This is a genomic window from Paraburkholderia sp. BR10141 (genome assembly GCF_056155635.1).
In genome coordinates, this window is sequence record NZ_JBMIQH010000031.1 from 31,102 (window position 1) to 48,830 (window position 17,729).

Sequence of the window (17,729 nt, forward strand, 5' to 3'; positions counted from 1 at the left end):
TCCTCCAGATTACAGACCACATTATACGATGCCGAAGCGGTCCCCAGACCACCCGGTGGACGCGCGCAAGCGGCGCGCCTCCCTCCCCCCGGCATGCCCCGCGCCCGATGTTGCCACGCCGCTTCTGGGCGGCCTGACACCGGCGCAGTTCATGCGCAAATACTGGCAGAAAAAGCCACTGTTGATCCGCCAGGCGATTCCCGACATCGAAGCGCCGCTCTCGCGCGAAGCCCTCTTCGCGCTGGCAGACAACGACGATGTCGAATCGCGTCTCATCACACATTTTCGTCGCCGCTGGGCGCTCGAACACGGCCCGTTCTCGCCGGACGAACTGCCTTCGCCGAAGACCCGCCAGTGGACGCTCCTCGTGCAGGGCGCCGACCTGCACGACGACCGCGCGCGTGCCCTCCTCGAGCGCTTTCGCTTCGCGCCCGACGCGCGGCTCGACGACCTCATGATCTCGTACGCATCGGACGGCGGCGGTGTCGGCCCGCACTTCGATTCGTATGACGTCTTCCTGCTGCAGGTGCACGGCAAGCGCCGCTGGCGCATCGGCGCACAGCGCGGCCTCTCGCTGCAGGAAGGCCTGCCGCTGAAGATTCTCGCGAACTTCCAGCCTGAAGAGGAGTGGGTGCTGGAGCCGGGCGACATGCTCTACCTGCCGCCGCACATCGCGCACGACGGCATCGCTGAAGGCGAATGCATGACCTGCTCGATCGGCTTTCGTTCTCCTTCCACGAACGAATTGACGAGCCAGTTTCTTTACTGGCTTGCCGAGCGCGGCGCCGATAACGGCAACGGCAAGGACACACTGTACCGCGACCCCGACCAGCCGGCCGTGGCGCACCCGGCGCAGCTTCCTGTGGCACTCGTAGAGCGGGTTGGCGGCGTGCTTGCTAAAGTGCGCTGGAGCGACGCCGACGTCTCCTCGTTCGTGGGCTCGTGGCTGTCGGAACCGAAAGCCAATGTGGTCTTCGACACCCCCGAAAAACCGCTCGACGAAGCCCGTTTCGTTGCGCAAGCGGCAAAAAACGGGATAACACTCGACCGCAGGACAATCCTGCTTTACGATTCGCGGTCGTATTACCTGAATGGGGAACAGTACTTGCTCAAAGAGGCGAGAAAGTGGCTGCCGGCACTGGCCGACAGGCGCTCTATGGACGGGAAACGCTTTGTAACACTCTCACACGATTCGTGTGTGACAGCGTTGCTACACGAGTGGTATCGTGCGGGCTGGATTCGGACCGGGGTGCTTGCCTAAGCGCTTCGGACTGTTATACCGTACTAAAATAGTGCTTGTATGAGAAAGACAACGTATTGTCCCCGGATTTGTCGACGGTCGATACGAAAGTGCCTATAATTTCCGGCCAGGCCGTAGGGAAGATTCACGCTCTTGCAGTGCGTCTCCACCAGCGGCTCAGGTCGGTGTTGGGGCACATTTACCGGTATTATTTTGCGCTGTTGCTTACCTTTAACCATAAAAGGACGTGATCATGAAGAAATCCCTCCTCGTAGCATCCCTGCTGGCAGCTGTTGCACTCGCTGCGTGCAACAAGAGCAGCGACCAAGCTGCTGCGCCGGCTAGCGATGCTGCTGCTGCTTCGGCACCGGCTGCTGCTGCTTCGGATTCGGCAGCTGCTGCTTCGGGCGCTGCTGCTGCTGCGAGCGACGCTGCTGCTTCGGCTACCGCCGCTGCTTCGGACGCTGGCGCTGCTGCTTCGGACGCAGGCGCTTCGGCTCCGGCTGCTGCTTCGGGCGCAAGCCAGTAAGTTGCGTTCGCGCGACGCTCACCCGGGACCTCGGTCCCAGTGGGCACCGCAGCGAATCGCCGTACGGTCTGCTGCTTGCGTCAAACGCGCTTCAGACATACGGCGGGCAAGCAAAAAAGCCACGAACTCACGTTCGTGGCTTTTTGTTATGCGGCGCGCATGAAGCTCAATGCGCTTCGCCAGGCTCCCCTGCCTGCTCGTTCTTCTCTTCGAAGAACGCCTGCACGACTTCGATCTCCCGGGTCCGCTTGAACGGCGGCAGACTTTGCCAGATACGTCGCCCATACGGCTTGTCGACGAGACGGGTGTCGCAAATCATCAACACACCGCGGTCAGTTTCCGCGCGAATCAGTCGCCCCGCACCCTGCTTGAGCGTGATCACCGCCTGCGGGAGCTGGTGGACCGCGAACGGGCTCAGACCTTTCTTCGCCAGCGCGTCAAGGCGCGCCGCCAGCACCGGATCGTCGGGCGGCGCGAACGGCAGCTTGTCGATGACCACGAGCGAGAGCGCGTCGCCGCGCACGTCCACCCCTTCCCAGAAGCTCTGGCTGCCCACGAGGATCGCATTGCCATAGGCGCGGAAGCGCTCGAGCAGCTCCGTACGGCTCGCGTCGCCCTGCACGAGCAGCGGCGTATTCCATCCACGCGCCTCGATCGTGTCGCGCAGCTTCTGGGCAATACGGTCGACGGCACGCAACGTCGTGCATAGCATGAAGACACCGCCGCCCGACGCCTCGATCGCCGGCAACGCCGCCTCGAACACGGCGTCGGTGAACTGCGGCGACGACGGCTGCGGCATGTTGCGCGGCACGTAAAGCAGCCCTTGCGTGGGATAGTCGAACGGGCTCGGCAGCGTCATCGAACGGCGCGAACTCAGGCCCATTTGCGCCGCGTAGTGCGTAAAGTCGCCACGCACCGAAAGCGTGGCCGACGTGAAGACCCACGTGCGCGGCACACCGGCGCGCTGCTTCGCGAAGATCGGCGCCACGGAGAGCGGGGTTTCGTGCAACTGCACCGTGTGCGAGAACACCTCGACCCAGCGGACCTTCTCGTCCGCGTCGTCGGTCGCGTGAGCGTTATCGCCTTGTCCGTCCGCGTCGGCCTCGTGCGTTTCGCGCGCTGGCGGGACGCCCTGCGGCGCGGTCCAGCCCGCGAGGATGCCCTGCAGCTCCCGCGCGCGGCGCAGGCAGGCACCAATCGATTCGGCGCGCTCGGCCTGCCCGGCGAGTGCCGTGGCAAGCGTGCCCAGTTCGGTCTGCAGCGCATCGAGCGCATCGAAGAGCGGGTGATCCTCGGGCAACTGCGTAATCGACAGGCGCAGCGAGTCTTCCTTGAACGCGAGCCGCACGTCGCGCGCAGCACGCTCCAGCGCCGCGCCGAGCTTGACCCACTCTACCGCGTCGCGCGCGTGGCTCAGGCCTTCGGCCACGCAATCGCGCGCGAGCTCGAGGAACTGCGCCGTCGAGAGCGTTTCGCCGAAAAAGAGCGTCGCCGTTTCGGGCAGCTGGTGCGCTTCGTCGAAGATGATCGTATTCGCGCTCGGCAGCAGTTCGGCCATGCCGGTGTCACGCAGCATGATGTCGGCGAAGAATAGATGGTGATTGACCACCACGATATCGGCCTGCTGCGCCTCGCGGCGCGCCTGCATCACGAAGCAGTCCTTGTAATGCGGGCACTCCTGGCCAAGACAGTTATCGCGCGTCGATGTGACCATCGACCAGACGGCCGCCGTCTCGGGCACGCTCGCGAGCTCGGCCTTGTCGCCCGAGCGCGTGATCTTCGCGAAGCGCACGATTTCCTGCAGATACGCGGTTTCCTGGCGCGACGGCAGCCGACCGTTGTCGGCCGTGCGCTGCAGATAGTAGTGGCACAGATAGTTGGCGCGGCCCTTGAGCATCGCCACGCTCACGGGCACCGCGAGGGCGTCGCGCACCGTGGGGATGTCGCGCGCGAAGAGCTGGTCCTGCAAATGCTTCGTGCCCGTCGAGACGACCACCTTGCCGCCCCACAGCATGGCCGGCACGAGGTACGCATAGGTCTTGCCCGTGCCCGTGCCCGCCTCGACGATCAGCGTGTTGTCGCCGTTTTCGGCTGTGGCGCGCGCCGCTTCCCCGGCGGCGGGCTGCGCCGGCGCACCACGTTCGACCCGGCGCGCCGGGCGCGACTGAAGTTCGAACGCCGCAGGATCGGGCAGGGATTGCGCGGCGGCTTCCATCGCGGCCGCGACCGCGCGCGCCATTTCGATCTGCGCAGCGCGTGGGCGATAGCCGTCGATCTCGCGGGCGAGCAAGCCGTCGGCCGCGAAGAGCTCCTCGAGCTCGGCGGCGCGGCGTGCGCTCAACATGGGTGCAGCGGCTGTTTGCGCCGCGCGCGCGTCGGCCTCCGGCGCGCCGCCTTCGCGCGCGGGCCGGGAACGGGAAACGGTCGTTGAATTCAAGGCAAGCGGTTCCTGCTCGGTCCGGAACGGCGCAACGCGCCGACTGCCGCGCCCCGGCGCCTGCCAGGACCCGGAATCAGGCGTGCCCGTCCGAAGTCTTCGTTGAATCGGGGTCCAGCTGCAGTTGCAGCAGGAGGATGTTGTCCTTGACCTTGAGCTTGCGCTTCTTCAGCCTCTGCAGTTCGAGATCGTCATAGTCCGGGGTGTCGGACATCCTGTCTATCAGGCGGTCCAGATCGCCATGTTCCGATTCCAGTTGCAGAATGCGGTCACGAAGGACCTCGGTCTTGACTTCACGATGCTCGCGCATGCTCGCCTCCTCGACATATGCGGCGCGCGCTTGCGAAGGACGACGCGCCTGAGGTTGCAGTCCGGCTGAAAAAGCGTGCTACTCGTGCTACTGGTCCTGCTGTTCTTCCTGCTGCTGTTTTTCCTGCTGCTTCTGCTGTTCTTCTTGTTGCTGCTTTTGCTGCGCCTTCTCGGCCGCCTGTTTCTGACGCTCGGCGACATCGGCCTTGTGCTTCGCCGCGTCTTCCTGCTTCTGCTGGTAGCGCTGGGCCTTGTCGGCGCGCTCCTGAGCCTTTTGTTCGCCCTGGCGGCGCGCTTCGTCGAGCTGGTTCTGGTAGTTCGCCTGCTTCTGGTCGTACGCCGCCTGGTTCGCGTTGCGCTGCGATTGCTCGCCCTGACGCTGTGCCTGGGCCAGCGCATGCTGCCGCTGCTTTTCCTGATACGCCTGCTCGTTCGCCGCACGCTGCGGCGCTTCGGCCTGGCGCTGCGCCTGATCGAGCGCGTGTTGCTGCTGCTTCTGTTCGTACGCCTGCGCGCTGGCCGCTTCGTTGGCGGCGCGCTGCGGCGCATTGGCTGCGTCCTGCGCGCGCTGCAAGGCGGCCTGCTGGTCGCGCTGCTGCGCATGCGCGGCGCGCTTTTCGTCGTCGAGCGCCAGTTGCTCGCGGCGGATATCGGCCTGCACGACACGCATCTTGTCGCGCGCCTTGCCGATGCAATGATTCACAAAGAACGTGCTGTAGCAGTTGTGCTGCGCGACTGCAAACTGATAGTCGTTCTCCGCGGTACGACGGTCCAGCACCTGCTGCCGCGCGTCGAAGTCGCTCTGCTGCGACTGTTGCGCGCCGGCGGCCCCAGCCGCGTCGGACGCTGCGAGCGGCGCGTCGCCCGAAGGCGCCGGCTGCACCGGCGCCGTTGCCGCACCTTGCTGCTGCAGCGGCCCTGTCACCCCGACCGCCTGCGCGAGGGCCGGAACGCTCGCACCGAGGCTCAACGCGACGGCACAAATTGCCCCAAGAGCGGGGAACCGCCGCATGACGCCATGAGGCGTGCGAAACCGGGCAAGGGGCAAATCAGGGGAGAAGCGGGAGGTCGTCAACGTCTTCTGTGGGCAGCGGAACATGGGGGAAATTCTAACACCCCCCGGGTTGAGCGCTCGGCCATTTATGGCAAAATGCCCCGCTCCACCGGCCGGCGCAGGCACCCGGCGACGTGCCTTTTCGCACACCGGGCGCCCCGGGCGCTCGAGCCCGCACCGGCCGCCGGACCGCAAACCCGGACCGCAATCCGATCCTCGCAGGAATATCCAGACCCTATGACGGAAACCGTAGCACTCAAGATCGTCCAGCGTATCGCCACTGAACTGAGCGTGCAGCCGCGCCAGGTCGCAGCCGCCGTGCAGCTTCTCGACGAAGGCTCGACCGTTCCGTTCATCGCCCGTTACCGCAAGGAAGTCACGGGCAATCTCGACGATACGCAACTGCGTACGCTCGAAGAGCGCCTGCTTTATCTGCGCGAACTCGAAGACCGCCGCGCGGCGATCCTCGCGAGCATCGAGGAACAAGGCAAGCTCACCGACGAATTGCGCAGCGCCATCGAAGCGGCCGACAGCAAGCAGGTGCTCGAAGACCTCTATCTGCCCTACAAGCCCAAGCGCCGCACGCGCGCGCAGATCGCGCGCGAAGCCGGCCTGCAGCCGCTCGCCGAGGCGCTGCTCGCGAACCCGCTGCTCGACCCGCAAACGGAAGCCGCACAGTACGTCGACGCCGAAAAGGGTGTCGCCGACGTCAAGGCTGCGCTCGACGGCGCGCGCGACATCCTCTCCGAGCAGTTCGGTGAAACGGCCGAGCTGCTGGGCAAGCTGCGTGACTGGCTGCACAACCAGGGCGTGGTGATGTCGAGCGTGGTCGAGGGCAAGGAAAACGAGGAAGGCGAGAAGTTCCGCGACTACTACGACTATTCCGAGACCATCAAGACCGTGCCGTCGCACCGCGCGCTCGCGCTGTTCCGCGGCCGCAACGCCGGTGTGCTGATGGTCAAGCTCGGCCTTGGCGGCGAGCTGGATGCGCAGGTGCCGCATCCGGGCGAAGCGATGATCGCGCGCCACTTCGGCATCGCGAACCAGAATCGCCCGGCCGACAAATGGCTATCCGATGTCTGCCGCTGGTGCTGGCGCGTGAAGGTGCAGCCGCATATCGAAAACGAGCTGCTCACCCACCTGCGCGAGCAGGCGGAAAACGAAGCGATTCGCGTGTTCGCGCGCAATCTCAAGGATCTGCTGCTTGCCGCGCCGGCCGGCCCCAAGGCCGTGATCGGCCTCGATCCGGGCTTGCGCACGGGCGTGAAGGTCGCAGTGGTCGACCGCACGGGCAAGCTGCTCGCCACCGACACGATCTACCCGCACGAGCCGCGCCGCGACTGGGACGGCTCGCTCGCCAAGCTCGCGCGCATCGCCGCGCAGACGCAAGCGGAACTCATCAGCATCGGCAACGGCACGGCCTCGCGTGAAACCGACAAGCTCGCGAGCGAGCTGATTTCGAAGCATCCCGAACTGAAGCTGCAGAAGATCGTGGTTTCCGAAGCCGGCGCTTCGGTTTATTCGGCATCCGAACTGGCTGCAAAGGAATTCCCCGAGCTCGACGTGTCGCTGCGCGGGGCGGTTTCCATCGCGCGCCGTCTGCAGGACCCGCTCGCCGAACTCGTGAAGATCGAGCCGAAAGCGATTGGCGTGGGGCAGTACCAGCACGACGTGAACCAGCGCGAACTCGCACGCTCACTCGACGCCGTGGTCGAGGACTGCGTGAACGCTGTGGGCGTCGACGCGAACACGGCCTCCGTCGCCCTGCTCGCGCGCGTGTCGGGCCTGAACTCGACGCTCGCGCGCAATATCGTCGATTACCGCGATGCGAACGGCCCGTTCCCCTCGCGCGAGCATCTGAAGAAGGTGCCGCGTCTGGGCGACAAGACCTTCGAGCAGGCCGCCGGTTTCCTGCGCATCAACGGCGGCGACAATCCGCTCGATCGCTCGTCGGTGCACCCGGAAGCGTACCCCGTCGTCGAACGCATGCTCGCGAAGATCAAGCGTACGATCGGCGACGTGCTCGGCAGCCGCGAAGCGCTTTCGGGCCTCGCGCCCACCGAGTTCGTGGATGAACGTTTCGGTCTGCCGACGGTGCGCGACATCCTGAGCGAACTGGAAAAGCCGGGCCGCGATCCGCGCCCCGAGTTCAAGACGGCGACGTTCCGCGACGGCGTCGAAAAGGTGTCCGACCTCGTGCCGGGCATGCTGCTCGAAGGCGTCGTGACGAATGTGGCCGCGTTCGGCGCATTCATCGACGTGGGCGTGCATCAGGACGGGCTCGTGCACGTCTCGGCCATGTCGACGAAGTTCATCAAGGACCCGCACGAAGTCGTCAAGGCCGGCCAGGTCGTGAAAGTGAAGGTGCTCGACGTCGACGTGAAGCGTCAGCGTATCGCGCTCACGATGCGTCTGGACGACGACCCCGCGAGCGCCGGCGCGTCGCGCAGCGGCGGCAGCGCGGGCCAGTCGGGCAACCGCGACAATCGCGGCGGCGGCAATCGCGATAACCGCGGCGGCCAGCGTTCGCGCGATGCGGAACCGGCAGGCGCGATGGCGGCGGCATTCGCGAAGCTCAAGCAACGCTGATGTCCGCATGACGCAACGTGGGCCGCAACGGCTCACGTTGCGTGCGCAACAAAAAAAGGCACCCCGGGTGCCTTTTTTACTGGTCGAATCGACGCGGTCAGATTTCGATCTTCGTCCCGAGTTCGACCACGCGGTTCGCAGGAATACTGAAGAAGTCGGTGGGCTTCGCGGCATTCTGATGCATCCACGCGAAGACACGCTCGCGGAAAATCGACATGCCCGGAAGCTGCGTCGGCACGACCGTCTCGCGTGCGAGGAAGAACGACGTGTCCATCATCTCGAACATCATGTTGTGCGTGCGCGAAATTTCGTCGAGCACGGCCTGCACGTCCGGCGTTTCGTTGAAGCCGTAATCGGCCTTCACGAGATAGAGCCCGCCGCCGATATCCTTGACCGTCACGCGCTCTGCGTCGCCCACATACGGAATGTCGCGAATCACGAACGTGAGGAAGATCGTGCGTTCGTGAAGGACCTTGTTGTGCTTGAGATTGTGCAGCAGGCTCACCGGCACGAGCGATTCGCTGCCAGTGAGATAGATCGCCGTGCCCGAAACGCGATGCGGCGGATGCGCGAGCAGCCCCTGCAGGAAAGGCATGAGCGGAATGCCGTCGGCGGCCGTGCGATCCTTCACGATCATGCGGCCCTTGAACCAGGTCATCAGCAGGAAGAACAGCAGCGCGCCGATGCCGAGCGGCAGCCAGCCGCCCTCCTCGACCTTCAGCAGGTTCGCGCCGAAGAAGCCCAGATCGACGGCCAGCAGCACCGTGATGATGCAGGTGACGAGCGCCTTGTTCCACTTCCACACTTTCGTCATCACGACGGCAACGAGCACCGTGGTGATCACCATCGTCGCGGTCACGGCGATACCGTATGCGGCCGCCAGATTGTCCGAACTCTTGAAGGCGACCACGATGCACAGAATGATGAAGAGCAGCATCCAGTTCACGACCGGCACGTAGATCTGGCCGATGGCGAGGTCCGACGTGTGCAGCACTTTCATGCGCGGCACGTAGCCAAGCAGAATGGCCTGGCTCGTCAGGGAATACGCGCCGGAGATCACGGCCTGCGAAGCGATCACGGTCGCCACCGTGGAAAGCACGACGAGCGGCAGCAAGGCCCATTGCGGCGCGAGCAGGAAGAACGGATTCGCGATCGCGCGATGGTCCTGCATCAGCAGCGCGCCCTGCCCAAAGTAGTTGAGCACGAGCGAGGGCATCACGAGCGCGTACCAGGCAAAGCGAATCGGCTTCGCGCCGAAGTGGCCCATGTCGGCGTAGAGCGCTTCCGCGCCGGTCAGCACCAGTACGACCGAGCCGAGCACCACGTAGGCCTGCAGCATGTGCGCGCCCATGAAACTGACCGCGTAATAAGGGCTGAGCGCCGCGATGACGCCAGGCGCCTGGACGATGCGCGAGACGCCGAGCACACCGATGGTGATGAACCAGAGCACCATGATCGGGCCGAACAGGCGGCCCACCAGCGCAGTGCCGTGCCGCTGGATCCAGAACAGCAGGATCAGGATCACCATCGTGAGCGGCAGCACCAGATGCGAGAGCTTGGGCGCGGCGATTTCCAGGCCTTCCACCGCCGACATGACCGAGATGGCCGGCGTGATGACGGCATCGCCGTAGAACATGCACGCGCCGAAGATCCCCAAGGCCGTGAGCAGCGCAGCGGACCTGCTCTTGCGGCTGAACGAGCGCATGGCGAGCGCCATGAGCGCGAGCACGCCGCCCTCGCCGTTGTTGTCGGCGCGCATCACAAAAAGGACATATTTGACGCTCACGACGATCACGATCGCCCAGAACAGCAGGGAAATGACGCCGAGAATGGAAGTGTCGTTGAGCGGAATGCCGTGCGATGGGCTGAACGCCTCTTTCAGCGAATACAGCGGGCTCGTGCCGATGTCGCCGAACACCACGCCGATGGCCGCTACGGCGAGAGTAGGTAGCGGCTGCTTGGCCACGTGTGTGCTAGTTGTCATATACGCGGTAATCCGTTGCGAGGCGGAAAAAACGAGCGCTATTCTAAACCGGGCTGCGGCGGAAACCGAGCGGTCGTCGCGGCACTGCGACATCCCCCGATCCCCGCGCAGTTTAGCACCGGCCCCAGATGCCGTCTGCCCGCCTGCGCCGCCGCAGGCGAATCGGTGGGCGACGCACAAAAAAAACGGAGCCATGAAGGCTCCGTCGTTGGATCAGCCCGCCGCGGGTATGGGAACCCTGGCGGCGGCACAACCCCTGCTTACTTCTGCGCGTCTTGCGCTCGCTGCAGACCACGCTTGATCCACGCACTGAGATTGTGCGGGCGCACCGTATCCCATTCCTCGAACGGCTGGTGGATCCACGGATTGGTCGGCAGATGCTGGACGAAATAGTCCGGCGTCACCTTCGAGCAGCCCTTGTACCAGAGCACCGCCGAGCGCACGCCGGTCACAGCCGGGTAGCGCTCCTTGAGGTGCTCCTGCACGCGTGCGAGCGTGACACCCGAGTCGACGAGATCGTCGACGAGCAGCACGTTGCCTTCCAGGTGGCCGCGCGTCATCGTGATGTACTGCGCGATGTCGAGCTCGCCCTGCTCCGTGCCGGCGGCTTCGCGGTACGAGCTGGTCGCGAGGATTGCCAACGGCAGGTCATAGATGCGCGAGAGCTGGTCGCCCACGCGCAGACCGCCGCGCGCGAGACACAGGATCTGGTCGAACTTCCAGCGCGACTCGTGCACCTTGAGCGCGAGCAGTTCGATCAGCCGGTGATACTCGTCCCAGCCGACCCACAGGTTCTTTTCGTCGTTGCGCGGGTCCATCATTTGAATCATTTTTGCTTCTGCCTTCTTACCACTTAGACCTTGAACGGATGACGCAGCAGGATCGTTTCGTCGCGATCCGGGCCGGTCGAAACCATGTCGATCGGCACACCGGCGACTTCCTGCACGCGCGTGAGATACGCCTGCGCGCTCTTCGGCAGCGCGTCGAACTGCGTGATGCCGATGGTGCTCTCGTTCCAGCCTTCAAACGTTTCGTAGACCGGCTCGCACGCGGCCACCTGCGAGGCGCCGCGCGGGAGAATGTCCACGTCCTGGCCAGCCACCTTGTAGCCGACGCAGAGCTTCACTTCGTCGAGACCGTCGAGCACATCGAGCTTCGTGATGCACAGACCCGTCACGCCGTTGATCTGGATCGAGCGGCGCAGCGCGGCGGCGTCGAGCCAGCCGGTGCGGCGCGGACGGCCGGTGACCGAACCGAATTCCTTGCCGACCTTCGCAAGCGTGAGGCCCACTTCTTCCTGGCGATCGGCGTTGTCGGCGTCGTACAGTTCGCTCGGGAACGGGCCCGAACCGACGCGCGTGCAGTACGCCTTGGTGATGCCGAGCACGTAGTTGAGCTTTTGCGGACCCACGCCCGCGCCAGCGGACGCCGCACCCGCGACGCAGTTGCTCGACGTGACGAACGGATAGGTGCCGTGGTCGATGTCGAGCAGCGTGCCTTGCGCGCCTTCGAACAGCAGGTTGCCGCCTTCGTGGTTCACGTCATACAGACGACGCGAGACGTCCGTGACCATCGGCTTCAGACGATCGGCGTACGAGAGCATCGTGTCGAGGGTTTGCTGATAGTCGACGGCCGGCGCGCCCAGGTACTGCGTAAGCACGAAGTTGTGGTAGTCGAGGTTCTCGCGCAGGCGCTCGGCGAAGGTTTCCGGCTCGAACAGGTCCTGCACGCGCAGACCGCGGCGTGCCACCTTGTCTTCGTAGGCCGGACCGATGCCGCGACCCGTCGTACCGATCTTCGCGGCGCCGCGCCTGGCTTCGCGCGCCTGGTCGATGGCGATGTGGTACGGCAGGATGAGCGTGGTGGCTTCGGAGATGAACAGACGCTTCTGGACGTCGATGCCCGCATCTTCGAGCTCGCCGATTTCCTTGAAGAGCGCTTCGGGCGAAAGCACCACGCCGTTGCCGATGTAGCAGGCGACGCCGGCGCGCATGATGCCCGACGGGATCAGCCGGAGAATGGTCTTCTTGCCGCCGATGATGAGCGTATGGCCGGCGTTGTGACCGCCCTGGAAACGCACCACGCCTTGCGCGTGATCCGTCAGCCAGTCGACGATCTTGCCCTTGCCCTCATCGCCCCATTGGGTGCCCACGACGACGACATTGCGCCCCGGGGTTACATTCACTGCGCTGGCAGACATGGTGTTTCGTTAGCTGGTTAAAAACGTATTCTACCTGGGTTCAGCGGCAAGGCCGCCTTTTTTTCCCGAAATTCGCGGAATTTCCTTTTGCACTCAACGGCATGCGCGATGCGAAGCGTGCTTTGGCGCGCTCGCGCGCAGGCTTGCCGGGCGGCGCGAACGGCCGCCCCAAGTGCGGTATCAGGCGTGCTTTTCGACGACCCAGACGCCGTCGCGCTCGACGAGCACGCGGTCGCAGGCGAACTCGTCCATGTCGTGCTCGTGACCCGGCAGCGCCTGGATCACGACCTCGCCTGCATCGCGCAGCGCGGAGACCGCGCTGCGCAGCGCCTCGTCATGGCGCCACGGCGCGAGGATCGCGCTGCTGCGCGCCTCGACCGGTGAAATACGCGCCACTTCGCGCAAATCAAGTGAGAAGCCGGTTGCCGCGCGGGCACGCCCATACACTTCGCCCACCTTGTCGTAACGGCCGCCGCGGGCGACGGCGTTCGGCACGCCGTCCACGTAGGCCGAGAACATCACGCCGCTGTGGTACGCGTAGCCGCCGAGATCCGCAAGGTCGATCATCAGCTCCGCACCCTCGATCTCGCGCACGAGGAACGCGAGGTCGTCGAGCGCACGAGCAATGCCCGGCAGCGCCGGCAGACGCGTGCGCGCCTCGTCGATCACGCTCTCGTCGCCGTAAAGCGACGGCAGCGCTCGCAAGGCGTCGCGCGTGGCAGCGCCGAGGTTTTGCGTGAGTTCCGCGAGACGCGGCACGTCCTTGCCAGCGAGCGCTTCATACAAAGCATCGCCAAGCGCGGCCGCGGCGGGATCCGCTTCGAAGATCGCCGCGAGCACACCTGCGTGCGAAAGGTCGAGGCGCACCTTCGCGAGGCCCGCGAGGCGCAGCGCATCGAGCATCAGCTGCTGGATTTCGAGGTCCGCTTCGAGGCCCGCGTGGCCGTAGATTTCCGCGCCGGTCTGGATCTGTTCGCGCGTGGCGTGCAGACCGCGCGGCAGCGTATGCAGCACGTTGCCGGCGTAGCACAGGCGCGTCACGCCCTGGCGGTTCAGGAGGTGCGCGTCGATGCGCGCGACCTGCGGCGTCATGTCGGCGCGCAGGCCGAGCGTGCGGCCCGAGAGCTGATCGACGAGCTTGAACGTGCGCAGGTTCAGGTCGCGCCCGCTGCCCACGAGCAGCGACTCGAGATACTCGAGCAACGGCGGCATGACCATCTCATAGCCATAGGCGCGGAAACGGTCCAGCAGGCGACGGCGCAGCTCTTCGATCTTGCGCGCTTCGGACGGCAGCACGTCCGCAATATTCTCGGGGAGTAACCAGGTCGACATCGGTTGAGTCCTACCACAATGAGGGCCGCGCGCGGCCAAACGCCACGCGGCCCGATATTTCGGAATCCGTCAAAAACGCCAATCGCACACCGCCTCTGAGGGCGACTGCGGCACGAGGCCGTCAGGTCGCCAGCATCAGCAGGACGAGGCCGAGCCCCATCACGATGAGCCCGCCGATCCTGATGTGATGTGGCGGCCGCTCCGCGATTTTACGGAATGTGTCACGCCACGCCGTCGGAAAGACGAACGGGAACATGCCCTCGATAATCAGCATCAGCGCGATCGCGAGCAAGAAGGAGCCAGCTATGTCCATGCGAAGAAATACGCCGCGCAGTGCGCGGCGCGTGTGTCTCGTTTTGTCTAGTGTTTGCGCGGGGTGGCGGAAGCGGGAGCGTTATCCCCGCTATTCGCGCCGCCGTTCGGACCACGCATGAAGCGGAAGAAGTCGCTCGACGAATCGACCACGATGACGTCGCCGGGCCGGAAGCTCTCGCGGTACGCGAGCATGCTCTGATAGAACCGGTAGAAGTCCGGGTCGCGCCCGAACGCCTCCGCGGCAATCGCGGCGGCCCGGCCGTCACCTTCGCCCTTGATCGCTTGCGCCTGAGCGTAGGCATCGGCCAGCACGCCCTGCTGCTTGCGCTGCGCGTCGTCCTTGATCTGCTGCGCTTCGGCCGCGCCCTTCTCGCGAATCTCGGCAGCAGCCTGCTCGCGTGCGGCGCTCATGCGCTTGAAGACCGTCTGCGCCAGCTCCGGCGGGTAATCGACGCGCGTGAGTTCGATGGCGATCACGTCGATGCCGAGCGGCGCCGCGGTTTGCCTCAGCGCGTCGCGCGCGCCGCTGGCGATGGCTTCCTGCTGCGCGAGCGCCTCGGTGAGCGTGACTTTCGAAATCGCGTCGCCAAGCGCGTCGCGCGACAGCGAGGCGAGACGATCGGAAAGCGTCTGCGCATCGCCCCTGGTCGCCGCGAAGAGCTTGATTGGATCGGCAATGCGATAACGCACGACCGGGTTCACGAGCAGCTCGGTCTTGTCCGAGGTCGTGTAGCGGTCGGCGTCGGGCGCATCGAACGCCTGAATGCGCGTGTCGATGAACGTGACGGTCTGGAACGGCGGCGGCAGCTTCACATGCAGCCCCGGACCGGCGAGCGTGGCATTGGCCCCGCCCGACGAGGAAATGATGGCGACGTGGCGCGGATCGACCATGAAGACGGCCGACGACGCAACCAGCACGACAACCACGACGGCAACGACGAGCGCAATGATCTTGTTCATATTGGCGCGCCCCTTATTGCACGTCGCTTTCGCGGCCGCGCGAGCGGAACGCATCGCGTGAACGGAAGGCGTCGCTCGCGGCGGCTGCCGCGTCGCTGGCCGTAGTTGCGGGAGCCGCGCCCTGCTGCTGCGCGTCTTGCTGCTGGGCGCCCGGTTGAGGCCCTGCCTGTGCACCCTGCTGTGGCTCGCTGCCGGCTGCCGGCGCGGAAGCCGCATTGGCGTCCGAAGCCGCGCCTGCCGTTGCCGCACCGGCGCCCGAGGCCGCAGCCGCACCCGTTGCGCCCGCCGCCACGGCGGCGCGCTGACGCGTCGTATCGACGAGCTTGTCGAGCGGCAGATAAATCACGTTGTTGCCCGACTTGCTGTCGACGAACACCTTCGTCGCATTCGAATAGATGTGTTGCATCGTCTCGAGATACATGCGCTCGCGAATCACAGCCGGCGCCTTCGCATACTGTTCGTAGACCTGCGTGAAGCGTTGCGCGTCGCCCTGCGCCTGCGAAACCACGCGCTCGCTATAAGCCTTCGCGTCGTCGACGAGACGCGCTGCCTCGGCCTGCGCGCGCGGCAGAAGCTGGTCGGCATAGGCCTGCGCGTCGCGCTTCGCGCGGTCGCGGTCCTGGCGCGCCTTGGCTTCGTCGTCGAGCGCGGCCTGCACCTGATCGGGCGCGGAGACGCTCTGGATCGCGACGCCGGTCACGCCGAGGCCCGTCTTGTACTCGTCGAGCGAGTGCTGGATCGTGTCGGCAAGCTGGGCGCGAATCGGCTCGCGGTCCGCGTACAGCATGTCGTTCGTGCTGCGCGCGCCCACCACGGTGCGCACCGCCGCCTGAGCAGCCTGCGTGACGGTGAGGTCGGGATCGACGCTGCGGAACAGATAGTCGGTCGGCTGCTTGACCTGGTACTGCACGGTCAGGCGCACGTTGAGAATGTCGCCGTCATGCGTGATGACTGCGGCGTCCTTCACGTTTGCCGGACGCACGAGGTTGCTTCGGCCGATCTCGACGGTGCGGATCTGCCCGACATTGACGATTTCGTGAGTCTGGAACGGATACGGCATACGCCAGTGGACGCCCTGGCCAACCGTGTGGCGATACTGGCCGAACTGCAGCACGACGCCGGCCTGGCCTTCCTGCACGACGAAGACGCCGCTGCCCACGTAGATCGCGATGAGCACGCCGAGAACGATACCCACGCCGATGCGCGCGCCATGACCATTGTCCGGGCGCGGTCCGAAGCCGCCCGGGCCCTTGCCCTTGCGGCCGAAGAAAGCGGACACGCGGCGGTTGAAGTCGCGCCACATTTCGTCGAGATCCGGCGGACCGTCGCCCTTGTCGCCGTTGCCACCCTTGTTGCCGTTATTGCCCGGCGGGCGGCGCCCGTCGTCAGAACGCTGGCCATTGCCGTCGCCTCGACCCCAACGCGGGTCGTTCAACGAGAAAATGGCGCGCGCGCGCTGCCAGCCAGTCCGCTTGTTGTAATCGTTCACCTGTGTTCGTTCACCAGAGTAGACAGCGGGTCAATTGCGTGCGAATTCCGTCGGGGCCGCTGGGCCGGCCTTGCGTGCAAGACAGTGCCGGGCGCGCCTCAGCGCTCGTGTTCAGGTTCCCAGTGAGGTTCTTCCTGTACCGCGCTCCAGTCTGCGGCCAGGGACTGCGGCGCATCGGCAAGCGGCTCGGCAGTCGCGATTTCGGCGATGACGGAGCGCAGCGCATCCAGTCCGACACCTGTGCGGGCGCTCAAAAAGACGCGCGAAATATTACCATATTCATCACGCTCGACCGTTCCGCCGCGGGCCGCCAGTTCCGGCACGGCGTCGATCTTGTTGAAGACCAGCACCTGACGGATCGTGTCCGCGCCGATATCGTGCAGCACGCCGTTCACCTGATCGATCTGATCGAGGCGCACGGCGCTCGACGCGTCCACCACGTGCAGAAGCAGATCGGCCTGCACCGTTTCCTGCAGCGTCGCGCGAAACGCGGCGACGAGCTGGTGAGGCAGTTCGCGGATGAACCCGACCGTATCGGACAGCACGATCTGCCCCACTGCGTCGCCGAGCCAGACGCGCCGCGAAGTCGTGTCGAGCGTCGCGAACAGCTGGTCGGCGGCGTAGGCCTGCGCCTTCGTGAGCGCATTGAAGAGCGTGGACTTGCCCGCGTTCGTATAGCCTACGAGCGACACCGACATCGTACGGTTGCGCTCGCGCTGACGCCGCTGCGTGCCGTGCTGGCGACGCAGCTTCGCAAGCTTGCCTTGCAGCATCTTGATGCGTTCGCCGATGAGCCGGCGGTCGGTTTCGAGCTGCGTTTCACCCGGACCGCGCAGGCCGATACCGCCCTTCTGGCGCTCGAGGTGAGTCCAGGCGCGCACGAGGCGCGTGGCGAGGTATTGCAGCTGCGCGAGTTCGACCTGCAGCTTGCCTTCGTGGCTGCGGGCGCGCTGGGCGAAGATATCTAGAATGAGGCTCGTGCGATCGACCACGCGGCGATTGAGCGCGCGCTCCAGATTACGTTGCTGGGCGGGCGACAGCGCGTGATTGAAGATGACGATTTCGATGTCGTTCGCCTCACAGGCGAGACGCAGTTCCTCGGCCTTGCCGCTGCCGATGAACATGGCGGCGTCGGGGCTGGAGCGTCGCCCGGTGAGCGTGACAGCGGGAGTGGCGCCCGCGCTTTTGGCGAGCAGGCTGAGTTCTTCGAGACTGGCTTCGAACTCGGTCTTGCCGAAGTCGATGCCGACGAGTGCGGCGTTGATCAAATTAGAGGATGTCAAAATGAAAG

The 17,729-nt window shown here is 65.3% G+C and carries 14 protein-coding genes; 3 read left to right on the forward strand and 11 right to left on the reverse strand.

Annotated elements, in window-relative coordinates; genetic code table 11:
- The first annotated feature begins 28 nt into the window (after positions 1–28).
- Positions 29–1,261: a ribosomal protein uL16 3-hydroxylase gene (locus ACOJB8_RS31650; protein ID WP_475016113.1), complete on the forward strand. Its 1,233-nt coding sequence runs from the start codon at positions 29–31 to the stop codon at positions 1,259–1,261.
- A gap of 232 nt (positions 1,262–1,493) precedes the next feature.
- On the forward strand, positions 1,494–1,769 hold the full coding sequence (locus ACOJB8_RS31655) for a hypothetical protein (RefSeq protein ID WP_081771656.1): 276 nt from the start codon (positions 1,494–1,496) through the stop codon (positions 1,767–1,769).
- A gap of 166 nt (positions 1,770–1,935) precedes the next feature.
- On the opposite strand, the gene ACOJB8_RS31660 is transcribed toward ACOJB8_RS31655, so the two are convergent.
- From ACOJB8_RS31660 to ACOJB8_RS31670, 3 genes are all read right to left on the reverse strand, one after another.
- Positions 1,936–4,206, reverse strand: coding sequence for a DNA repair helicase YoaA (locus ACOJB8_RS31660; protein WP_069265563.1), 2,271 nt, complete (start codon positions 4,204–4,206; stop codon positions 1,936–1,938).
- Between the two features lie 76 nt (positions 4,207–4,282).
- Positions 4,283–4,516, reverse strand: coding sequence for a DUF465 domain-containing protein (locus ACOJB8_RS31665; RefSeq protein ID WP_028204122.1), 234 nt, complete (start codon positions 4,514–4,516; stop codon positions 4,283–4,285).
- A gap of 87 nt (positions 4,517–4,603) precedes the next feature.
- Entirely contained in the window at positions 4,604–5,527 is a 924-nt protein-coding gene (locus tag ACOJB8_RS31670) for a colicin transporter (protein ID WP_342946007.1), read from the reverse strand.
- Positions 5,528–5,806: 279 nt separating this feature from the next.
- Here ACOJB8_RS31670 and ACOJB8_RS31675 point away from each other — a divergent pair, with 279 nt between their 5' ends.
- On the forward strand, positions 5,807–8,158 hold the full coding sequence (locus tag ACOJB8_RS31675; protein WP_342945872.1) for a Tex family protein: 2,352 nt from the start codon (positions 5,807–5,809) through the stop codon (positions 8,156–8,158).
- Positions 8,159–8,255: 97 nt separating this feature from the next.
- On the opposite strand, the gene ACOJB8_RS31680 is transcribed toward ACOJB8_RS31675, so the two are convergent.
- From ACOJB8_RS31680 to hflX, 8 genes are all read right to left on the reverse strand, one after another.
- The gene (locus ACOJB8_RS31680; protein ID WP_368617663.1) at positions 8,256–10,142 is read right to left on the reverse strand and encodes a potassium transporter Kup; all 1,887 of its coding nucleotides are present in this window, start codon (positions 10,140–10,142) and stop codon (positions 8,256–8,258) included.
- Between the two features lie 260 nt (positions 10,143–10,402).
- Positions 10,403–10,972 (reverse strand): phosphoribosyltransferase, encoded by a 570-nt coding sequence (locus ACOJB8_RS31685; protein WP_028204126.1) that lies wholly within the window; start codon positions 10,970–10,972, stop codon positions 10,403–10,405.
- 23 nt (positions 10,973–10,995) lie between these two features.
- Entirely contained in the window at positions 10,996–12,342 is a 1,347-nt protein-coding gene (locus ACOJB8_RS31690) for an adenylosuccinate synthase (RefSeq protein WP_069265559.1), read from the reverse strand.
- Between the two features lie 180 nt (positions 12,343–12,522).
- Positions 12,523–13,674 (reverse strand): ATP phosphoribosyltransferase regulatory subunit, encoded by a 1,152-nt coding sequence (locus ACOJB8_RS31695; RefSeq protein ID WP_475016116.1) that lies wholly within the window; start codon positions 13,672–13,674, stop codon positions 12,523–12,525.
- A 121-nt stretch (positions 13,675–13,795) separates the two neighbouring features.
- On the reverse strand, positions 13,796–13,987 hold the full coding sequence (locus ACOJB8_RS31700; RefSeq protein ID WP_368605037.1) for a DUF2065 domain-containing protein: 192 nt from the start codon (positions 13,985–13,987) through the stop codon (positions 13,796–13,798).
- Between the two features lie 47 nt (positions 13,988–14,034).
- The gene (gene hflC / locus ACOJB8_RS31705) at positions 14,035–14,949 is read right to left on the reverse strand and encodes a protease modulator HflC (protein WP_368605036.1); all 915 of its coding nucleotides are present in this window, start codon (positions 14,947–14,949) and stop codon (positions 14,035–14,037) included.
- Positions 14,950–14,962: 13 nt separating this feature from the next.
- A complete protein-coding gene (gene hflK, locus ACOJB8_RS31710; RefSeq protein ID WP_368728409.1) occupies positions 14,963–16,438 on the reverse strand; it encodes an FtsH protease activity modulator HflK in 1,476 nt (491 codons plus the stop codon).
- A 98-nt stretch (positions 16,439–16,536) separates the two neighbouring features.
- Entirely contained in the window at positions 16,537–17,721 is a 1,185-nt protein-coding gene (hflX, locus tag ACOJB8_RS31715) for a GTPase HflX (protein WP_083245311.1), read from the reverse strand.
- Positions 17,722–17,729: the final 8 nt, after the last annotated feature.

Bases quoted from the DNA above. Each gene is read 5' to 3' on its own strand.
- ACOJB8_RS31650 (WP_475016113.1), top strand. From the start codon at position 29: ATGCCGAAGCGGTCCCCAGACCACCCGGTGGACGCGCGCAAGCGGCGC.
- ACOJB8_RS31655 (WP_081771656.1), top strand. From the start codon at position 1,494: ATGAAGAAATCCCTCCTCGTAGCATCCCTGCTGGCAGCTGTTGCACTC.
- ACOJB8_RS31665 (WP_028204122.1), bottom strand. From the start codon at position 4,516: ATGCGCGAGCATCGTGAAGTCAAGACCGAGGTCCTTCGTGACCGCATT.
- ACOJB8_RS31670 (WP_342946007.1), bottom strand. From the start codon at position 5,527: ATGCGGCGGTTCCCCGCTCTTGGGGCAATTTGTGCCGTCGCGTTGAGC.
- ACOJB8_RS31675 (WP_342945872.1), top strand. From the start codon at position 5,807: ATGACGGAAACCGTAGCACTCAAGATCGTCCAGCGTATCGCCACTGAA.
- ACOJB8_RS31680 (WP_368617663.1), bottom strand. From the start codon at position 10,142: ATGACAACTAGCACACACGTGGCCAAGCAGCCGCTACCTACTCTCGCC.
- ACOJB8_RS31685 (WP_028204126.1), bottom strand. From the start codon at position 10,972: ATGATTCAAATGATGGACCCGCGCAACGACGAAAAGAACCTGTGGGTC.
- ACOJB8_RS31690 (WP_069265559.1), bottom strand. From the start codon at position 12,342: ATGTCTGCCAGCGCAGTGAATGTAACCCCGGGGCGCAATGTCGTCGTC.
- ACOJB8_RS31695 (WP_475016116.1), bottom strand. From the start codon at position 13,674: ATGTCGACCTGGTTACTCCCCGAGAATATTGCGGACGTGCTGCCGTCC.
- ACOJB8_RS31700 (WP_368605037.1), bottom strand. From the start codon at position 13,987: ATGGACATAGCTGGCTCCTTCTTGCTCGCGATCGCGCTGATGCTGATT.
- hflC (WP_368605036.1), bottom strand. From the start codon at position 14,949: ATGAACAAGATCATTGCGCTCGTCGTTGCCGTCGTGGTTGTCGTGCTG.